We start from the raw sequence: 18,628 nt of genomic DNA, 5'->3' as shown, positions 1-18,628 counted from the left end.
CATTCACTCCCTAAAAAACAACACCTGATTTTAGAATCACATTTGCATAAGGTGTAAATTCACCGGTTCTTATAATTGCCTTGGCATCCATAGTAATTCTTTTAAAATCTTCATGTGGAACTTCTGTTATCTTTACCTCAATATTCTCTTCTTCCTTTAGTTTTCTAAGTCTCTCCACTATACTCTTATGCATATCGGGACTCGCCTTTTTTATCTCATCTGCAATAACAACTTCTTCAACTCTTTGTTCATCTAAAACTGCATCTAGGACATCTAAAAAACTCGGTATTCCTTTTGTCACGGCTAAATCTATTCTTTGTACTCCACTTGGAATAGGTAAACCACTATCAGCAATGACTAATCCGTCAGTATGCCCCAGCTTTGAAATAACGTAAGATATTTCTGAATTGAGCAATAAACCTTTTTTCAAATGTATTTCCTCCTCTAATTGTCTGGATATTAGCTTTGTTTTATTTAAGTAAAGTGGATTGACTTTATGAATTATTATTTATACTCTAGAGTGCTGATCCAAATCATTATATACATTTAATACTTCGTCCAACTCTTTACTTATTTCAACAACTTTAGAATCACAAAGTAAAGTAGTCTCATTGATTAACCAGTATAGTTTATCTCTAAGTTTTTCTATCTCAGACTCTATATCTCTCACTCGATTCATATCGTCTCTACCCCTTTATTATCTACTTAAATCTTTCTACTTCCTCTCTCGTAGGCAATGAACTTTGTGCCCCTTCTCTAGTCACCGTTATGGCTCCAACCTTAGTAGCAAACTTAATTGCTTCCTCCATTGATTTTCCTTCCGACAGAGCCACTGCTATACCGCCAGTAAAGCTATCTCCCGCTGCTGTTGTATCTACTGGCTCTACTTTGTGAGCTGGATAAACATTATTTTCTTTATCATTTACATATAAAGCACCCTTCTCACCCATAGTTACGATTAATTCCTTTACGCCCTTGTTCATCAATACCCTTGCACCGGCTAGTATGTCAGATTCTGTTTCTATTTTCACCCCACTTAAAACCTCAAGCTCCGTTTCATTTGGTGTCAATAAATCTATATAGCTAATCAATTCGTCGTCAAGCTTTGCAGCAGGCGCTGGGTTTAGTATCGTATATTTTCCGAGTTCCTTAGCCCTTTTCAATGCATACCTTACTGTATCGACTGGAGTCTCTAGTTGTGTTACTACTATATCTGATCCTTTTATTGCCTCTATAGAATCATCAATATGCTCTGGGGTCAGTTCAAAGTTAGCACCGGGAATTACAACTATAGAATTCTCACCTTCATCGTTTACCATAATAACTGCAATACCGGTTGTAGCATCCTTAAGTTTTTTGATATGGCTAACGTCAACACCATCTTCAGTCAATGAACTTATAAGATCATTTCCAAATCCGTCATCACCTACTAGGCCTATCATTTTTACCTTTGAACCAAGCTTTGCAATTGCATCTGCTTGATTAGCACCCTTTCCTCCAGGTATCTGCATATAATTCTTTCCAATTAGCGTTTCTCCTATACGTGGCATAACCTTTACCCTAGTTACTAGGTCCATGTTCAAACTACCTATAACAGTAATCATCTTTTCACCTCTTTCACTTAACTTAAACACCTTTTTAGTATTTCCAAGTACGTAAGCGTTTAACCTATCAAAAAAAATTCACCTTCATTTCATACTATATATATGATATATATCAAAACAATATTAGTTAAACGTTTACCTTAACAAAAAAATTTATGTTGATTTTCTTATTATAAGTTCAGTATTTAGTATAAGTTTTTTCTCTATATTTTTTTCAGCAGGATTTTCTAAGATATTTATTAATATCTCAACCGCCTTATAACCCATTTTATAATTTGGTTGCCTAATTGTAGACAGTTCCGGTTCTATAAACTTAGACATATATATGTCATCAAATCCTAGGACACCAACATCCTCAGGTATGGATTTTCCATAATTCTTTAAAGCCTTTATAACACTGAGTGCAATCAAGTCATTACCACAAAAAACAGCATCAAAATCAATTTTCCTATCAATAAGCTGCTCAGTGGCTTTAAAACCCCACTCACTTCTATACTCACCAGCTAAAACATAATCATCATCATATAGGATTCCAGAATCCTCTAATGCCTCTTTATATCCATTTAAACGGCTTACCGAAGTATCTGTAGTTAGAGCACCTGTAATAAAAGCTATTTTTTTGTATCCTTCATTTATTAGATATTTCACGCCTTCGTATGCTCCAGTAAAATTATCTACTAATACCTTTCCCACAACACCTTCTAATTCCATGTCTCTATCGATAAGAACAATTGGAGTTGATCCTAGGTTCAGATTGCCAAAACCCATAGTTCTTTTAGCAGACTGAGTAAATATAATACCATCAATCATCTTTTCTACTAGCATATTAATATATTTTTCTTCTTTTTCAATATTATCGTCGGTATTACAAAATATAATATTGTATCCAGATTCATTAGCCTTATCTTCTGCACCCCTCGCAAGTTCAGGAAAAAAAGGATTTGCGATGTCAGGTATAACCAATCCAATAGTTTTGGTTTGACGAGTTACCAAACTCCTAGCTATTGTATTAGGAATATAATTATGCTCCTTTACAATATCTAATACCCTCTGCCTTGTTGCATCACTAATATTCTTATCCTTTTTATTCAATATCTTAGAAACTGTAGCAGTAGATACCCCAGCCATCTTTGCGATTTCTTTTATAGTTATTTTCATTTTCTATACTCGGTCTCCTTAAATTACCATACAAAAAAGTATTAGGTAAACGTTTTAGTAAAACGTTTACCTAAGTATAGCATAGAATTTTTTTCTTGACAAGTCATAAAATCCGGGTACTTATATTTATTAAATATTAACCCTAGGCAAAGTCGATCCTGCCGCAGGCATTATCATTATTTGTGAATCTTCTCCTAATTCCTTCAAAGCAACTTCTATTGCATCCTGAACAGTATCAAAAGGTTCAAAGTTTATTTTTCTCACTAACTCATCCTCTAGGTCTGATACCATATATACCTTTGCTTTTTGAAGTATCATAGCTATTGCAGCGGCCTTATGACCTCCCAGCTTGAAATTCTCCTTTATTTCTTTTATCATTTCCGTTGGTGTTTTATTTAACATCCACTCTTCAAAGGTCTTCTCCCCAAACCTTTCCTTTGCCGATGCCACTAGAATAATTATTCCACCGTCTCTAACGGCATGCTTTGAGTTATCAAGCCCCTTCTGAGACTGATATATATTTAGATCCTTTGGAAATCCACCTGGGGATACTATCACAATATCCGCTTGCTTCTCTATTTCTACTCCGTACATTGCGTCAAGATGTTTACATCCTTCTCTATGGGCCTTTATGTAATGGCCGGCTACTGCCTTTACTACCTCTTTCTTCTTATTAAGAACTACATTTATAATAAAGTCTATTTTAATAAATTCTCCTGTTTCGTCAATGTCCTGCCTTACGGGATTTGTATCTATATTCCCAGCATAGGCCTCCTCTTTTATCATGTTCGAATGGTTTGCCTGTATTGCTTCATGACTTGATACTCCTGGCATTATTGCCTTTGCCCCACCACTGTATCCTGCAAAGTAATGGTATTCTATGTTCCCCATGCATATTATTCTATCTGCATCGGCCACGGGTTTAAATATATCTACGGGTGTGCCGTTAGCACATTTTCCAAGATTAATACATTTCTTCATGTCACTATCTAGTATTTCTATTTCACTATTATATATTTCATCACCGACTAAATTTCTCTTTTCGTCTTCAGTGTGTGATCTATGACTTCCTAAGGCTAAAACAATTTTTATATCCTTTTCATCTATATTTGCTAGCTTTAGTTCCCTTAAAACCGGCGGTAATACTATCTTACTTGGCATTGGTCTTGTTATGTCGCTCGTCACTATTACTATTTTTTCTCCTGGCTTTACTATATCCTTAAGCCTTGGAGACCCTATTGGGTTTTCAAGGGCTCTCTCTACTTCAGCTTCTCCCGTTATATCGCTTTCTATTTCCTTTGGTAGGATTTCGCCCATGTAGTTTTTATCATCGATTTCAAACTTTACTTTACCCTTTCCAAACTTTAATTCATATTTCATTTTCCTTCCCCCTACAAATACAAAATACTATCTCCCATCAATAAAAATTAAGATTTATGTATATTTTTTCATCATTTTAATTAATCTTAACAATCACTGTTGCATATGTCAATGTTATATATGCAGGAAGAAGAAGGTGCATAAAAGAATTTTTCATCTCTATCTTTAATACACCTAACTCATAGAATAATTAATCACTTTTAACTCATATGTTATTATTCTTCAACCAACCTTCATTAACAACATAACCACCTAAATCTCCACCTTCTGGTCCCATCTCAATAATCCAATCGGCTTCTTGTATGAGCAAAGGATTATGTTCTATAACTATAACAGTGGCACCATTATTGGTTAGTTCATTTAAAACATATATCAGCTTTTTTACATCCTCATCATGAAGACCTGTTGTAGGTTCATCAAGAATGTATAGGGCATCCTTTGTTTTACCCATACATAATTCTTTTGCAAGTTTTATTCTTTGTGCTTCACCACCGGAAAGAGTTGTTGCGCTTTGACCTAGTTTAATGTAAGATACTCCCACTTTATCAAGCATATCAAGTATGGCAAAAATCTTCTCTTCATCTTTAAATATTTCTTTTACTTCATTGATTTCAAGCTCTAATAAATCTGAAATAGTGTATCCCTTATATTTTACTTCTAATATCTTATTTTGATATCTTTTTCCGTTACATTTTCTACATCTTGTATAAATATCTGGCATAAAATGCATAGGCACAGCTATCTGCCCAGCACCTTTACATTCTGGGCACTGTCCTTTTTTACTATTAAAACTAAAATGTTCCTTGGTTAATTTATTCTTTCTTGCATCATCTAACTTAGCATAAAAATCTCTTATAAGGTCAAACACTCCTGAATAGGTTCCGGGATTTGATCTTGGCGTCTTTCCAATTGCTCTTTGACTAACGTGATAAACCTCTTTTAATTTCTCTGTCCCAATAATCTCCTTATACGCCCCTATAATATCAGTTTTCTTCCCTAGTGACCTTAAGGCAGCTGGATACAAAGTCTTCGATACCAAACTGCTCTTACCTGACCCACTTACTCCAATAACACAAGTTAGTTTTGAAAATGGTATCGTTACATCAATATCTTTTAGATTATTGGTGGATGCTCCTTTTAATACTATTTTTTTATCTTCATTAATATTATTGCTCTTAGGCTGAAAATAAAATTCATCTGTGCTTCTTTTTTCATTATCTATTACTTCCTCAGCTCTTATTAATTCGCCACCATATTTTCCAGCCCTCGGACCTATCTCCACTATATAATCTGCCATATTGATAAAGTCCTTCTTATGTTCTACCATGATAACCGTGTTATTCAGTTTTTTCAAATCCTTTATAGCTTCTATAAGAAAGTAATAATCCTTTGGGTGAAGTCCTTTAGATGGTTCATCCATTATATAGAGGATGTTTGTCAGCCCTGATCCAAACTGAGTTGCAAGCTTAAGTCTTTGAGCCTCGCCACCTGAAAGTGAAGGAACACTCCTATCCAAACTCAAATAGCTTAATCCAACTTGATCTATTTTCTTTAATCTATATAGAATCTTCATAAAAATAGCCTTGGACCTATCTCTTTTCTCGTGAGTTAAAATACTATATGTCCTATGACACCACTCTCTTAGCTTTGTTATATTCATGGATGCAGCTTCGGGATATCTTGTTTCACCTACTTTTACTAAACGACCTTCTTCCCTCAACCTCTCTCCTTTACAGCAACTACATTTCTTTTTAACAATAAATCGCTCAAGATGTGCCATAGACTTCTCAGAATTCTTATCCCTTAAAAGGCGATACATGGTGTTCACTACGCCTTCAACAGGTCTTGTTATGATTCCCTTTCTGCCATTGGAATTTTTGTAGCTTAGGCTAACTTCCTTACCATTTGTGCCGTAGAAAAGTTGTTTTTTAAAAGCGTCAGAAAGATTCTTAAATGGCACTTCTAGATTTTCCTTCATCTCCTCGGCTAGGGCAAGTACTTCACCTTTCATCCAGTTTGCATTAGGCTTTTCCCTATGCTTTCTTAGATTCCCCCACCAAATAGAAGCTCCGTCCAAAATGGATTTCTCAGGATTGCTTATAATTAGATTTACATCAATTTGTAATTCTTCTCCTAACCCCTTACAAACGGGACACATATATTCTGGATGATTATAACTGAATACTGCCGGTGTCAGTGTAAAAAAGATGGTGCCGCATTTACTACAAATATTGTTTTCAGAAACAGGCTCATGACAGTGAGGGCATATCCTTTCACCAATGGTGGCATATAATAATTTCAAATAATCTCCTGTTCTAGATATCGTCCCAACTGTTGACCTTGGATTCATACTTAGGCTTCTTTGCTCAATAGCAATAGATGGTTGTAATCCCGTTATTTTTTCTACTTTAGAGTCATTAAGATCATTTCCTATAGGTGAATTAGAAGAAACCAAGTCAATAAATTGCTTTTGGCTCTCATGATATATAGTATCAAATGCAAGACTCGATTTTCCACTTCCACTGACTCCCGTTAATACCGTGATCTTTTCTTTAGGAATTTTTACAGATATGTCCTTTAGATTATGAATCGAAGCATTCTCAACCACAATTTCATTAGCATTTACTTTTTCAAACTCAAAGTCACCTTCTGGCTCAAGCTCTTCCATGTATATTGTTTCTTCATCCATAGTACTTTGCAGTTTAGAATCAATAGCTTCAATATCCCCTTTTGGTTTTTGAAAGACCTTGTAATCAGTCCAGTGTTCTACCCACTTTGGAACTTTTACACCCTCAAAAACCTGAACAGCATTATAGGGCATAATTTGTAATATCATTGAATTCTCAAATCCGTCGAATCCCTCAACCTTTAGGAAATGATTATGTTTATCTACAGCCTCTACCTTTACCACTGTAGATGCAAGTGGGTTTGGTCTTACCGGTGACCTTGTAGCAAAGACGCCACATCTTGGTGCATTCTCATATGGAGGATTACACATTCGATTCTTGCGAAATTCATTTTTATCAAATCTGTGGAACCACCAAATTACCCTTAGATAGTCTCCTTCTTCTATCATTCCTAATGCCGATTCTATTTCATTGCCTTTAAGGTATTCCGATTCACGAAACTGTATCACACCACTACCTCTTACAACTAGATACTCACCAATAGGATTTTCAGTGAAGGGAATCATTGCTGGTTTCTGGTTCTTATAAACACTTTCTATCCTTTCTTCACATGGAAAATACGGCTTTATATCTACAATTTCACCTTTTATATTACATTCATTAATTAAGATTTCACCGCTTTTTTCCTCTAATCCATGTATTTTTGTTCCATAACACAAAATCCCGGTTTTGTCTTTGGTGAAAATAAGGCAATGACTAAAATTATCTAATTTTATCATCGCCTTTTCAAAACCCTTTTTTAAAGTAACCCTTGTTATAATTTCTTCTCCACCATCAGCTCTGTTTATGACTTCATGATCTCCAATGGATTGAAATTCTATTTTTTTCATAGTTCCTCCTCCTTTTAAAGAGGAGTTATTGGAATGAATATTTCTACAACCTTCTCCTCTTTGTTTTCAATGCATTCTTGAGGTGGATAATATTCAAAAAACATACGATCATCTGGTGCATAACCGCTTTCCGGAAGCCATTTCGATAGCATATAGTTCCAAGCCAATTGATATTCATCTGATTTTAATAAAAACCTTCCAATCGCATATTTTCCACCTTCTAGAATCATACTGCCAAATTCGCCGTCAGTTTTTACATCCTCCTGGATAGACATACAAACACTTACTCTTAGCTGCTCCTCCACTGTCAGGTCGCCAAAGTCATGATATACAGCAAACCATTTTGAATCATTTCTTATATAATTTTTTGAACTGACATAAGAATATAACTTCGAAAACAAGCCTTCAAAAAGATTACTATCACCTTTATAAGGACCGACATGCCTAATATATACCACCTTTGTCTCTTCTACTGATTTGACAGATAATTCTATAGGTCTAGTATAACTAATCTTTGAATCGTATACTTTTCCATTCGTGCTAACATCTTTTTGATTGATACAATCAATCGTTTCCATATTGCCAGATTCATTAAATAACCTAAACTTACTTGCGCTCACACCATATTTTTCTTTGAAAGCCTTTGCAAAGGATGCCTGATTAGAGAAACCAAGTGATAGAGCAATATCCTGGATTGATTTTTTCTTATTACCAAGTAACAAAAATGTAGCTTTTTCAAGACGCAATCTTTTTATATAACTGTAAAGACTCTCACCCGTTATCTGTCTATAAATCCTCTGAAAGTGGAAACTGGAAAAGGCCGCAATCTCCGCTAGCTGTCCTACATTTAATTCCTCATCTAGATGTTTTTCTATGTAGTCCTGCACCTTATTAATTTTAGAAATATAAATTTGCCTTGACTCATTAAATATAAAGTCCATAATATCTCCTTCCTAGCCTAGAACCCCACTGCTTGTAAATCTTATTAAACAAAAGCAGTCTCTGGAATTTTCTTTTGAACAATTTATAAAAACAACAATTTTATAACATGATTCAAAAGTATTCACAGAGACATCAAACTTTCCAAGGATGTCCTCCTTGTTTCTATTCTATTTTAAATACTTATCGAACCAATCAGTAATCTCCTTAAGTCGTCTAATTCTATGCTTTGGCTTTCCACTTCTACTTAGTTCATGGTTTTCTCCTCTGAACATGCATAACCTAGACTCTACACCATGATACTTTAATGCAGTATACATCTGAAATCCTTCTACTACCCAACATCTATAGTCCTCTTCCGAGTGAATAAACAATGTAGGAGTTTTTACCCTGTCAGCGTATTTCATCGGTGAATGCTCCCATAGCTTCTCATGATTGTTCCATGGAGTACTTGCGCATTGGTCTGAAGCGAAGAAATATCCTATGTCAGTTGTACCAAAGAATGATATCCAGTTAGAGATGCTTCTCTGGGATGCAGCTGCCTTAAATCTATCGGTGTGACCAATAATCCAGTTTGTCATGAAGCCTCCATATGATCCACCTGTAACGCCCACTCTATCAGTATCAATGTATGTGCATTTATCAAGAACAGCATCTGTAAACTTCATAATGTCTTCATAATCTATAGTTCCATACTTTCCTCTGATATCAGCGAACTCATTTCCCTTACCATCACTGCCCCTAGGATTACAGAAAAATACTACGTATCCTTCATTTGCCCAGTATTGCATCTCATGGAAGAACCCTTCTCCATAGACGGTCTTTGGTCCACCGTGTATATCCAATATAGCGGGATATTTCTTGTTAGAATCAGAATCAACAGGCTTCATTATCCAACCATCAATAAATACATTTGGTTCAGTTTCAACGGTTAAGTGTTCAACACTAGCTACCTTCTTTTCCTTTTGAATCCATCCATTAAAATCTGTGATTTGGGTTTCAGCTCCATTCTCCAATCTATATAGCTCATGAAGCTTCATTTCCCTAAAGCCTATAAATAAGGCATCATTACCATTTATGTCATAGTCATCTACAGTTCCTTTTACATTAGTTACCTTTTCAATATTCCCATCAATACCTACTCTATTTAAATAAGAACTTTCATTCTCTGTTGTTACAAAATATGTATACTCTCCACAGTTTTTAATAGCTGCTGAGTTTCCATATCTACAGTCGGAGCCAACAGAATTCCACATACTGACATCAAGCTCCGGAGTTAAACATCTTTTAGCCTTTGTATTCATGTCAATCAAATAAAACTTCGGATTTTCGTTAAGTCCATACCCCTTCATATCTTTACCAGCACATATAACGGTATCTTCATTTATAAAGTTTGCATAGTCATATAAAAATATCTCATCCGTCGATAGCTTCTCTAGCTTCTCTGAGAATAAATCGTAAATATAGATATCGCTATCAAGCTCCATTTTGTTTTCATAGGTCATCGATGTGAATATTACCTTTGTCCTATCATTATTTAAATGGAAACCTTCCACATCCATGTGTCCTTCTGTTAAAGGCTCAATCTTATCCGAATCTACTTTATATATAAATAGTCTATTTCTCTGCTTATTTGTATATCCTCCACCGTTTGCCCAAAATGGAATTTCATCTAAAACCTCATAATTCTTTTCTTCTTTTCTTTCCTTTAGTTCCTTAGCTCTATCCTCTTCACTTAATTCGTATAATTCACTTTTTTCAATATGAGAAGAAGCGGTAAAGAGAAATGTATTCTTATCAAGTTCTTTTATAGTTCCAACATTTTTTTGAACTCTAAAGGCTTTCTTAGCCTCTCCACCATTTATATTTATCTTATAATATTGAGTGAATTCTTCTCCTGCTTCACGCTTTTCTTTATCCTTTGAATTTCTCATACCTGAGAAAAGTATATGCTCTCCATCATCCATCCATATAAAGCTTCTTTCTTGATCGAAGGAAGTTAACTGTATATATTTATCCTCTTTCACTCTATATAACCACAAGTTTGAAAGGTATTTATTCTCATCTACATCTGCTCTATGTACAGCAAAGCAAGCATTCTCACCGTCCGGAGAATACTTAACCCTAGACAAATATTTATACTTTATAAAATCATCTAATTTAATATTTCCCATATAAATCTACCCCTCTTAATCTTATTGTTTTTATATTAATTTAATTCAGAGCCTACAGAGTTTCAAAATATTTATCCTCTATAAGCAACTCAATTCTCTCCACTATCTTCTTTTTAACTACATCGAATATCTTTTGCCCCTTTTCCTTAGTTGCATTAGTTGGATCTCCTGTTATACCATGCTTCATAAGTATCTTTCCTCTATCCTTAAAGTATACTCTAAACAAGGGTTTATTTCTATTAACCTTAACTCTATCCATCTTAACTAGTTTTTCATCATAGTAAAGCATAGCAGACGTTTCATCCTCACCGCCATGCCCTCTTGTTTCTGTTATCTTCAGTATTTCCTCAAGAAAATCCATCCACCAATTGATAATAATTACCGTTGCTCCAATAGCAGCTAGCTTTTCTGCCGCTAGATTTAAAGCTGTTATATTACCACCATGACCATTCATAAACACTATCTTTATAAGTCCATTGTCATAAAAACTCTTCCCAACATGGAATAAATACTCGGCAAAAACCGTTGATGGAACAGTAACAGTCCCAGGGTAGACAGATAGATCATTGCTCTGTCCATAGGGAATCTCTGGTGCTATCCATACCTTCTCTCCAATTCTTTCCTCCACCCCCTCACAAAACATCCTTGGTGCAAATATATCGGTTCCTAGGGGCATATGATCTCCATGGGCTTCTAAAGAACCAATAGGAATTATAATGATATTTGACTTGTCAATGCTATCCTTAAAATCTTTAGACGTATATTTTTCTATTCGCATTTATATCCTCCTTGTCATTTGAGTGTTTATTAGCCTAAAATAGTTTACCATAATAACATTACGTCATTTTTAGTTTTAAAAGCCTAAATCTTCATTAATTATAATCAATTTCATTCTACCTGGGACATATTGTCCTTCGATTGTTACAACGTTATAGCAAACTCTATCCTTTGATAGACAATCAACGCACCTTTTTAGTTCGACACATGGAGGATTATATCCGGCTCTTATTGCGTTGAGTGGCGCCGCATGATTTCTTGCTCGCTTCATTGCATCATCCAAGGTTTCCTCTATCTTATTTCTCCCAACAACGACTATAACCTTATCGGGACCATATATCATAGCCGCTACTCTATTACCGCTATGATCAATATTGACTATATGACCTTCTACAGAAATAGCATTGGAACTAGTAATATACCAATCAGTTAATAAGGATTTTCTTTTTAAATCTCTAATTTCTTCTTTATTCTTAGCTAAGGTCTTATCATAAACAGTGTTTCCTCTTTCTTCAAGGACCTTAGATATATTCATTTTCTTTAAGGTCTGAGAATTCCCTATTCCAACGGTTGTGGTTATAGGCACCATATTTAAAATTTTAATTTTAGCTTCCTCTAGGCTGTCAAAATAAAAGGTTTCTATGTTTCTTTTGGCAAAGTTACTAATCAATTTTTCAATTTGCTCTTTAATCACTTCTGTCCCCCCTTGGATTAAATCATAGTGCAAATTCTTCTTTCAAAAAGTCAATGCTATTACTAAGAGTTTCTTTATTTAAAGCATAATACACTTTACGATCTTTCTTTTCTATATGAATTAAATTTGCTGCAAATAGATAGTTCATTTGATAGGACACAGCTGCCGTTGAAATTCCAAACTTATTAGCTATTTCTTGTCCAAAGTATTCTCCCGTAAGTAAAAATTTCATGATTTCAAATCTAGTCTTATCCGAAAGATTTTTATAAACAAGTATATTTTCCTCAATCCTATTTTCTCTTATATGTCTATTTAAGGTCTCTATATATTTTGTTCCTATGTAAATATAAAGACTGTTTTCTTCAATAGCAAAATTTATATTGTAAGTATTGTAAAAAGAAGTAGTTACATATATTTCTTTGAAGTTTTCAACATTAAAATATTTCTTAGTTATTAGCCTTATAAAGTCCATACCTTCCTCATTTATTCTTTTTTCAATATATTTATTGAAACTTTCATTTTCAATCCTGTGTTTTTCAAATACCTTATTATATAAGGGAATGTATTTCTTTATAAATTCTACAAATTTATTAGTATAATCATCAATATCTTGTGTGAAACAATATAGACCCCATTTGGTACCTGAAGATACATTTAGTCTTTTAATGTAGTTGATAAAGCCTTTATCGTTTTTAATAACATCATTAATTTCGTTATAATCAACTTCACTTTTCTCTTTATTTAGCTTTATGAACAGTCTCTCTCTAATCTCTATAGAACTTAAATCATATATACTATCTAAGAAATCATCAATAGTTGAATAGTTCCACATCTTTTTAGTATGAATTAGCGATTTCCAAATATGTGATTCACTATTAAAGAAAAAGTCTAGCTCTTCCCTTAGCAATTTTTTGCTGTTATTAATTACTTGAAAGTCCTTTTCTATCGCTTCATCGATTACTATGTTTTCTGCCTTTAACCGATCCAATAGTTCATTTATGTTACAGGCATAATATAGGCTGTGTAGAATACTAGCTATTTCACCTATCTCTTTATTAAACATTATCTTCATAATTTCATCCCAACTTTTATTTAATCTTTAGTTAAACATTTGTTTAACTGTAGTTTATATTAATTACTAATAATTGTCAATATACTATCTCATAGGGCAGCATCATCTCATGATCCTCATGCTCAAGTATATGGCAGTGCCAAGGGTATAATCCTGCATATGGAACAAATCTCATAATTATTCTGGTAATCTCACCGGGATTTGCCCTTACTGTATCCTTCCATCCCCTTTCATTGAGTTCTGGTGGCACTGCAGGTCCAGTGGTAAGAATCCTGCCCGTTTCTTTATAATAATCTACATCAAAGGGCTGTCTATCTAGTATCTGGAAGTTAACTAAGTGAATGTGTATAGGGTGAGTAGAGTTTGCCAAATTGATTAAGGTCCAGACCTCTATACTTCCAAGTTTAGGTTTGATCGTGATCGGATCATCCCATCTCTTTCCATCCAGTAGAAGAAATGCCCTTCCATACTGATCTTCTTCCCTTACTAGTGTAAGATTCCTTATTAATCTTGCATCCTTCTCCTGTAACGGCAATATTGTACTTAACCTGTAAGGTATTACACTAAAGTCATAACTCGAAAGTGGGAGCAATACTCTAAACTGCATGATTTGTCCTTCAGTATCTTTGTCTGCAGGCTTTCCCCTTGGAAATGGCGACGGGGCATCGTTAGTTATTACAATATTTTGTCCCCTAAATTTTGAAAAATCTATTATAACATCAGCGCGTTCCGCAGGTGCTAGTAGTATCACTTTGGTCACAACCGGCCTCTCAAGTAATCCTCCGTCATTTCCGATTTGATAAAAGGGCTGACCAGAAGAGAGTCTCATTCTATAAAATCTTGAGTTCGATCCATTTATAATCCTAAATCTATACTTTCTTGGTTCAACCTCTAGGTATGGCCAAACCTTTCCGTTTACTAGTATGTTTTCTCCAAAAAAGTCGGGTATTACGGAGGGACAAACACCGGGTACCGGTGGCTCTGGTCCCATTGGATAATAGAGAGACCCATCGCAATTAAAGGATCTATCTTGAATAAGCAACAACCTTTCATAAGGCCCCGAAGGTAGATTTAGATATTTTTCTAAAGGATCACGAATTATATATGGTCCAGCTAATCCAGCATAAACATTTAGGCGAGTTATACCAATGGCATGGGCATGATACCAAAGAGTCGTTGGTCTTTGTTGATTTGGATAATCATATACTTTCCTAGTAAAATACGGCCCTACTTCTTCGTAGTCCTTTGTAAACCATGCATCTGGATAACCGTCGCTTTCTGGGCGTACTACTGATCCATGAAGATGTATTACAGTTCTGACTCTAGGCATATTTGGACCTGCCCCATGTACGGTAGTATCAACTGGAAGCAAATGTTTTTTGGGAAGCTTATTCATCCACTTAACCCTTATGAGTTCATTTTGGTTAACCTCAATAGTTGGTCCTGGATAGTTCCCCTCAAATCCCCATACTGTGGTTTCCGGAAGATCTCTATGGAGCTTTTGCTTAAATTGCTGCATTCTTATTTCATAGTATGGAGCCCCTTTCATTTTTCCCTTAGGTCTTATAGTTTTAATTATAGGCAGTCTATCTACATATTTGGCTAAGGTCATTTTTTACCTTCCCCCTTATTATTACCACGGAGTTTTTACTACTATTTACATACCATAATATGAGTTGTTACCTTGTATTATGTGTAAATAGTAAAGCCATTTGAAATCTATATGATTTCAAATGGCTCTATTCGTAATCTACGATAATCCTTCATCGATTTAGTTTATTAATTACTCATTTAATACATATTTTTAATATGAATCTAAACCTTAAATCTCTTAACCAAACTATTTAATTCATAAGCAAGATTATTCTGTTCTTCAACAACTTTAACTGCTGCTTCCAAAGCTTTTGTAACCTCATCCATATTTCCAGATATATCTTGTGACCCTGCTGCAGACTGCTCAACTGCATTATGGATAGACCCTGCAACTTCTCTTATTTGCTCCATAGAAGCTAATATTTCTTCTGAACTAGCGGCAAAATCTTCCACTAGATTACTCACTAAGTTTGAGTCAGTCATATATTGTTCTCCAGCACTGATCAATACCTTATAATCCTTCATAACCTTATCTTCTATAAAACTAAGTATTTCAGTAGTATTTTCTGATAAATCATTAAATGCATCCTTTACTTCCACAATCACATTTTGAATATTTCCAACGGTATTAGTCGACTCCTCAGCTAGCTTTCTAACTTCTTCTGCCACTACTGCAAAACCCTTCCCTTGTTCTCCTGCTCTTGCAGCTTCTATAGCTGCATTTAGTGCCAATAGATTTGTTTGTTCTGCAATTTGCGAGATGGCTACTGCCATGGTCTCTATTTCGTTTACTATTTTACTTTTCTCTATGGCATTCAAGATACCTCTTTGCTTTTCCTCATATAGTGAATTCGCAATTTTACTAGAATTCAAAGCATCTTCCTTCATTTGAGAAGCTCTTTTTCCTATTTCGTTTGAAAGTACACTTCCTTCTTCTGCCTTCTCTGCAAGCTGTCTTGTTGCCTTAGTTACCTCTTCAACCGAACCACTAATTTCCTCAGTAGCAGCGTTACTTTCTTCCATTCCCGCTGCAATTTCCTGAGTGCTATCATTTACATTTTGAGCTTGGGCAAAGATTTCTTCAGTGGTTGCAGATAGATTCTCGGCTGTTTCAGAGAATATGATTGATTTATCTCTTACTTGTAATATTATCTCTCTTATTTTCTCAGCAAATAGGTTGAACCAATCGGCTAATTCTCCAATTTCATCCTTTGATGAAACCTTTAATCTCTGTGTTAAATCACCTTCTCCTTCTGCGATATCCTTTATCATAATATTTGTTCTATTTATTGGTTTAGTTATCCTATGGGATAGGAAGAATCCTATTAATAGGGCAATAGCAAAGCTAACAATGGTTGCTACCCTAATCAACATACTACTTCTTTTACTATATGTAACTACATGCTCTATTCGAGCTTGCATGTTATCTTGTATCAATGTCTCGGCTTCATCGGCCTTCATAATTAAGGCGTTAAAAGCTTTATCAAACTCTTCATCTAATTTACTATCATCTATTGAACCTGAGCTATTTCCTATATAGTTTTTATATCTATTCTCTGCAAGTTCTTTGAACTTTAACTGAAGGTCTTTTACTTCACTAATAGTCTTACTTATCTCTTCGTTTTCCGTAGCATAAAATTGTCCCTCTTCATTTTCTCCACCTGAAAGAATCGCATCGGAATAGAAGATTGAATCATCTATTAGCTTCCTAACATCCTTCATGGCATCTTTACCTTCGGCATCACTTAGTATTTCTTCAAGCCAAAGATGGGCTTCCATAACAGTTAATTTAATTTCCATACACGCATCTACCAGTGGTGCATCTTTTCTACCGAGTTCAATATTTTCTCTTTCTAATCCTCCAATTATTCTTGCTGAATAAAATCCTATACCCAGTACAATAATACTCACAATTAAAAAACCTAACAACATTTTGTGTAAAATCCTAAGCTTCATAAATATCTCTCCTCCCCTATATCTTTACAATAAAAATAACTAATTATCAAACGCTCATTCTTCTTCCTAATCATCAATGAATATACTGCAGTCTACTTTCAATACTTTTGATATACTCATCAAAGTTTTAATAGACGGCATTGTTCTCCCTACTTCTATATCAGAAAGATATGTATTCGAAATATTTGCCTCCTTGGCAAGCTCATACTGCTTCATCCCCATATTCATACGCTCTTCTCTGATTCTCTTTCCAATCTTCATAGCTGGTCCCCCTCAAATCACTTTTTACGTAAATTACGAACCATTCTCATTTGTTAACTCACATGCAATTTAGATATATCCTATCATTTTACTGCTTTGCTCTTTCCATAATAACACATTTTTACGTAAAAATCGAAATTTTTCTCATTTCTTCGATTGCAATTTTATATATTATCTTGAAAGTTCTTCACTATATATGGAGAACATATAAATTATATATAATAATCTGAACTAAGGTTGCATCTTCACTCAACATTTAGAAGTATCTATATGATATACTTTAATTGTTCCGTTATTTACGGAAATAGGAGGTAATATTATGGTAGGGAAACGTATTAAAGAACTTAGAAAGCAAAAAAAGCTATCCTTAAAGGATTTGTCTGAAAGGATAGACATGTCTATATCATTTTTAAGTGATATAGAAAATGGAAAGAGTAATCCATCTTTGATTAGGCTTAGAGAAATTGCTAAAGGACTTGATACAACAGTAAGTAATCTACTTGGTGAATATGATAACCTTATAGTAAATCCAAACATTGAAATACTCTTAAAAAATCCTGCCTTTCTAGAAATTCTTGAAGAGTTTAAAGATTTTGACTCCTGGTCTGATGATGATAAGAATGAAATTCTCGCTTATCTAAGAGCTAAAAAAGTGGTAAGATCTTCAATGTAAATGCTTAACTTTATAAATACTAAAATTAGAATATCTCATAATAACGAATTCCTTCATTATTTGAGATTTATTCTAAAACACTACAGGGGCTGAACCCATGTTATACTCTCATGAGAACAGCCCCCTATAGTACTTTTCTAATTTATCTGCCTATTTTATTGTTGCTAATCAGTGAATCTACATTATCCAATCTTAATGGTTGTTTAATATATAGTGCCTCACCGTATTCAAACCCACCTAATCCACCAAGTGATTTTGCACGTATCTCAGCAAACTTTGACACCTGTTGAGATTCATGGCATTTTACAACTTCAAGCTTTTTTTCGAATACATCAGTAACATCAAAAATAATATCGGGTCTTTTAGAATTAGTTCTTGAATCAAGTGAGAAATATAATACTTGCTTTGGATGCCATGTTTTCTCATCGTCTGAATGTTTTTTTAAACCTGCTACAAACACTGCTCTATCTACAATCCTCGATACAGCTACATGATCAGGATGATAATCCTCTGGATGAAGAGTAAGTATTACCTGTGCCTCTGCTTCACGTAATAAAGGTACAATTCTTTCAACTGACTCAGAATTAAATTCCACACCTGCATCAGGAAAGTCCAAGTGTTTGAAATAGTCTAGTTCGAGAAGATCAGCAGCATTTTTCAGTTCTTTTACTCTCGTTTCTTTTAAAGCGAAGCCCCCTGCTTCTCCCCTTGTAAAACAAATTAAGCCTATCTTTTTTCCTTGTTTTTTTGCTTTAAGCAATATTCCTGTTACAGCGAACTCATCATCGGGATGGGCTGTAATTACTAAAAAATCTAACATTCTATCACCT

16 protein-coding genes are annotated in these 18,628 nt (G+C 34.5%); 1 reads left to right on the top strand and 15 read right to left on the bottom strand.

Features of this window, described 5'->3' with window-relative positions; all coding sequences use genetic code 11:
- Positions 1 to 10: 10 nt before the first annotated feature.
- The 14 genes from rbsD to R9X47_RS27615 form a co-directional block, all read right to left on the bottom strand.
- Positions 11 to 430 (bottom strand): D-ribose pyranase, encoded by a 420-nt coding sequence (gene rbsD, locus R9X47_RS27680; RefSeq protein WP_432664287.1) that lies wholly within the window; start codon positions 428 to 430, stop codon positions 11 to 13.
- A gap of 78 nt (positions 431 to 508) precedes the next feature.
- Positions 509 to 679, bottom strand: a complete 171-nt coding sequence (locus tag R9X47_RS27675) for an aspartyl-phosphate phosphatase Spo0E family protein (protein WP_432664286.1) — start codon at positions 677 to 679, stop codon at positions 509 to 511.
- A 22-nt stretch (positions 680 to 701) separates the two neighbouring features.
- Complete coding sequence (rbsK, locus tag R9X47_RS27670; protein WP_432664285.1) at positions 702 to 1,604, bottom strand: ribokinase; 903 nt, start codon at positions 1,602 to 1,604, stop codon at positions 702 to 704.
- A 153-nt stretch (positions 1,605 to 1,757) separates the two neighbouring features.
- Positions 1,758 to 2,762 (bottom strand): LacI family DNA-binding transcriptional regulator, encoded by a 1,005-nt coding sequence (locus R9X47_RS27665; RefSeq protein WP_432664284.1) that lies wholly within the window; start codon positions 2,760 to 2,762, stop codon positions 1,758 to 1,760.
- Positions 2,763 to 2,891: 129 nt separating this feature from the next.
- Positions 2,892 to 4,142, bottom strand: coding sequence for a nickel-dependent lactate racemase (larA, locus tag R9X47_RS27660; RefSeq protein WP_432664283.1), 1,251 nt, complete (start codon positions 4,140 to 4,142; stop codon positions 2,892 to 2,894).
- Between the two features lie 205 nt (positions 4,143 to 4,347).
- Positions 4,348 to 7,659: a TrmO family methyltransferase domain-containing protein gene (locus R9X47_RS27655; protein ID WP_432664282.1), complete on the bottom strand. Its 3,312-nt coding sequence runs from the start codon at positions 7,657 to 7,659 to the stop codon at positions 4,348 to 4,350.
- 14 nt (positions 7,660 to 7,673) lie between these two features.
- On the bottom strand, positions 7,674 to 8,600 hold the full coding sequence (locus R9X47_RS27650; protein ID WP_432664281.1) for an AraC family transcriptional regulator: 927 nt from the start codon (positions 8,598 to 8,600) through the stop codon (positions 7,674 to 7,676).
- A 168-nt stretch (positions 8,601 to 8,768) separates the two neighbouring features.
- Complete coding sequence (locus tag R9X47_RS27645; protein WP_432664280.1) at positions 8,769 to 10,772, bottom strand: alpha/beta hydrolase family protein; 2,004 nt, start codon at positions 10,770 to 10,772, stop codon at positions 8,769 to 8,771.
- Positions 10,773 to 10,824: 52 nt separating this feature from the next.
- Positions 10,825 to 11,550: a creatininase family protein gene (locus R9X47_RS27640; protein WP_432664279.1), complete on the bottom strand. Its 726-nt coding sequence runs from the start codon at positions 11,548 to 11,550 to the stop codon at positions 10,825 to 10,827.
- A 75-nt stretch (positions 11,551 to 11,625) separates the two neighbouring features.
- Complete coding sequence (locus R9X47_RS27635) at positions 11,626 to 12,243, bottom strand: lactate utilization protein (RefSeq protein ID WP_432664278.1); 618 nt, start codon at positions 12,241 to 12,243, stop codon at positions 11,626 to 11,628.
- Between the two features lie 22 nt (positions 12,244 to 12,265).
- The gene (locus tag R9X47_RS27630) at positions 12,266 to 13,315 is read right to left on the bottom strand and encodes an ArsR/SmtB family transcription factor (RefSeq protein WP_432664277.1); all 1,050 of its coding nucleotides are present in this window, start codon (positions 13,313 to 13,315) and stop codon (positions 12,266 to 12,268) included.
- Positions 13,316 to 13,391: 76 nt separating this feature from the next.
- The gene (locus R9X47_RS27625; protein ID WP_432664276.1) at positions 13,392 to 14,927 is read right to left on the bottom strand and encodes a multicopper oxidase family protein; all 1,536 of its coding nucleotides are present in this window, start codon (positions 14,925 to 14,927) and stop codon (positions 13,392 to 13,394) included.
- A gap of 203 nt (positions 14,928 to 15,130) precedes the next feature.
- Positions 15,131 to 16,864: a methyl-accepting chemotaxis protein gene (locus tag R9X47_RS27620; RefSeq protein WP_432664275.1), complete on the bottom strand. Its 1,734-nt coding sequence runs from the start codon at positions 16,862 to 16,864 to the stop codon at positions 15,131 to 15,133.
- 66 nt (positions 16,865 to 16,930) lie between these two features.
- A complete protein-coding gene (locus tag R9X47_RS27615) occupies positions 16,931 to 17,125 on the bottom strand; it encodes a helix-turn-helix domain-containing protein (RefSeq protein WP_432664274.1) in 195 nt (64 codons plus the stop codon).
- Between the two features lie 319 nt (positions 17,126 to 17,444).
- Between R9X47_RS27615 and R9X47_RS27610 the strand changes: the two genes are divergently transcribed.
- Complete coding sequence (locus tag R9X47_RS27610) at positions 17,445 to 17,798, top strand: helix-turn-helix domain-containing protein (RefSeq protein WP_432664273.1); 354 nt, start codon at positions 17,445 to 17,447, stop codon at positions 17,796 to 17,798.
- Positions 17,799 to 17,940: 142 nt separating this feature from the next.
- Here the strand turns inward: R9X47_RS27610 and R9X47_RS27605 are convergent, their stop codons facing one another.
- Complete coding sequence (locus R9X47_RS27605; RefSeq protein ID WP_432664272.1) at positions 17,941 to 18,618, bottom strand: PIG-L deacetylase family protein; 678 nt, start codon at positions 18,616 to 18,618, stop codon at positions 17,941 to 17,943.
- Positions 18,619 to 18,628: the final 10 nt, after the last annotated feature.

The sequence above is a fragment of the Wukongibacter baidiensis genome (assembly GCF_050888315.1).
Lineage (GTDB): Bacteria > Bacillota > Clostridia > Peptostreptococcales > Caminicellaceae > Wukongibacter > Wukongibacter baidiensis.
The sequence above is the reverse complement of the archived record's forward strand: the minus strand, read 5'-3'. Positions and strand labels throughout refer to the sequence as shown.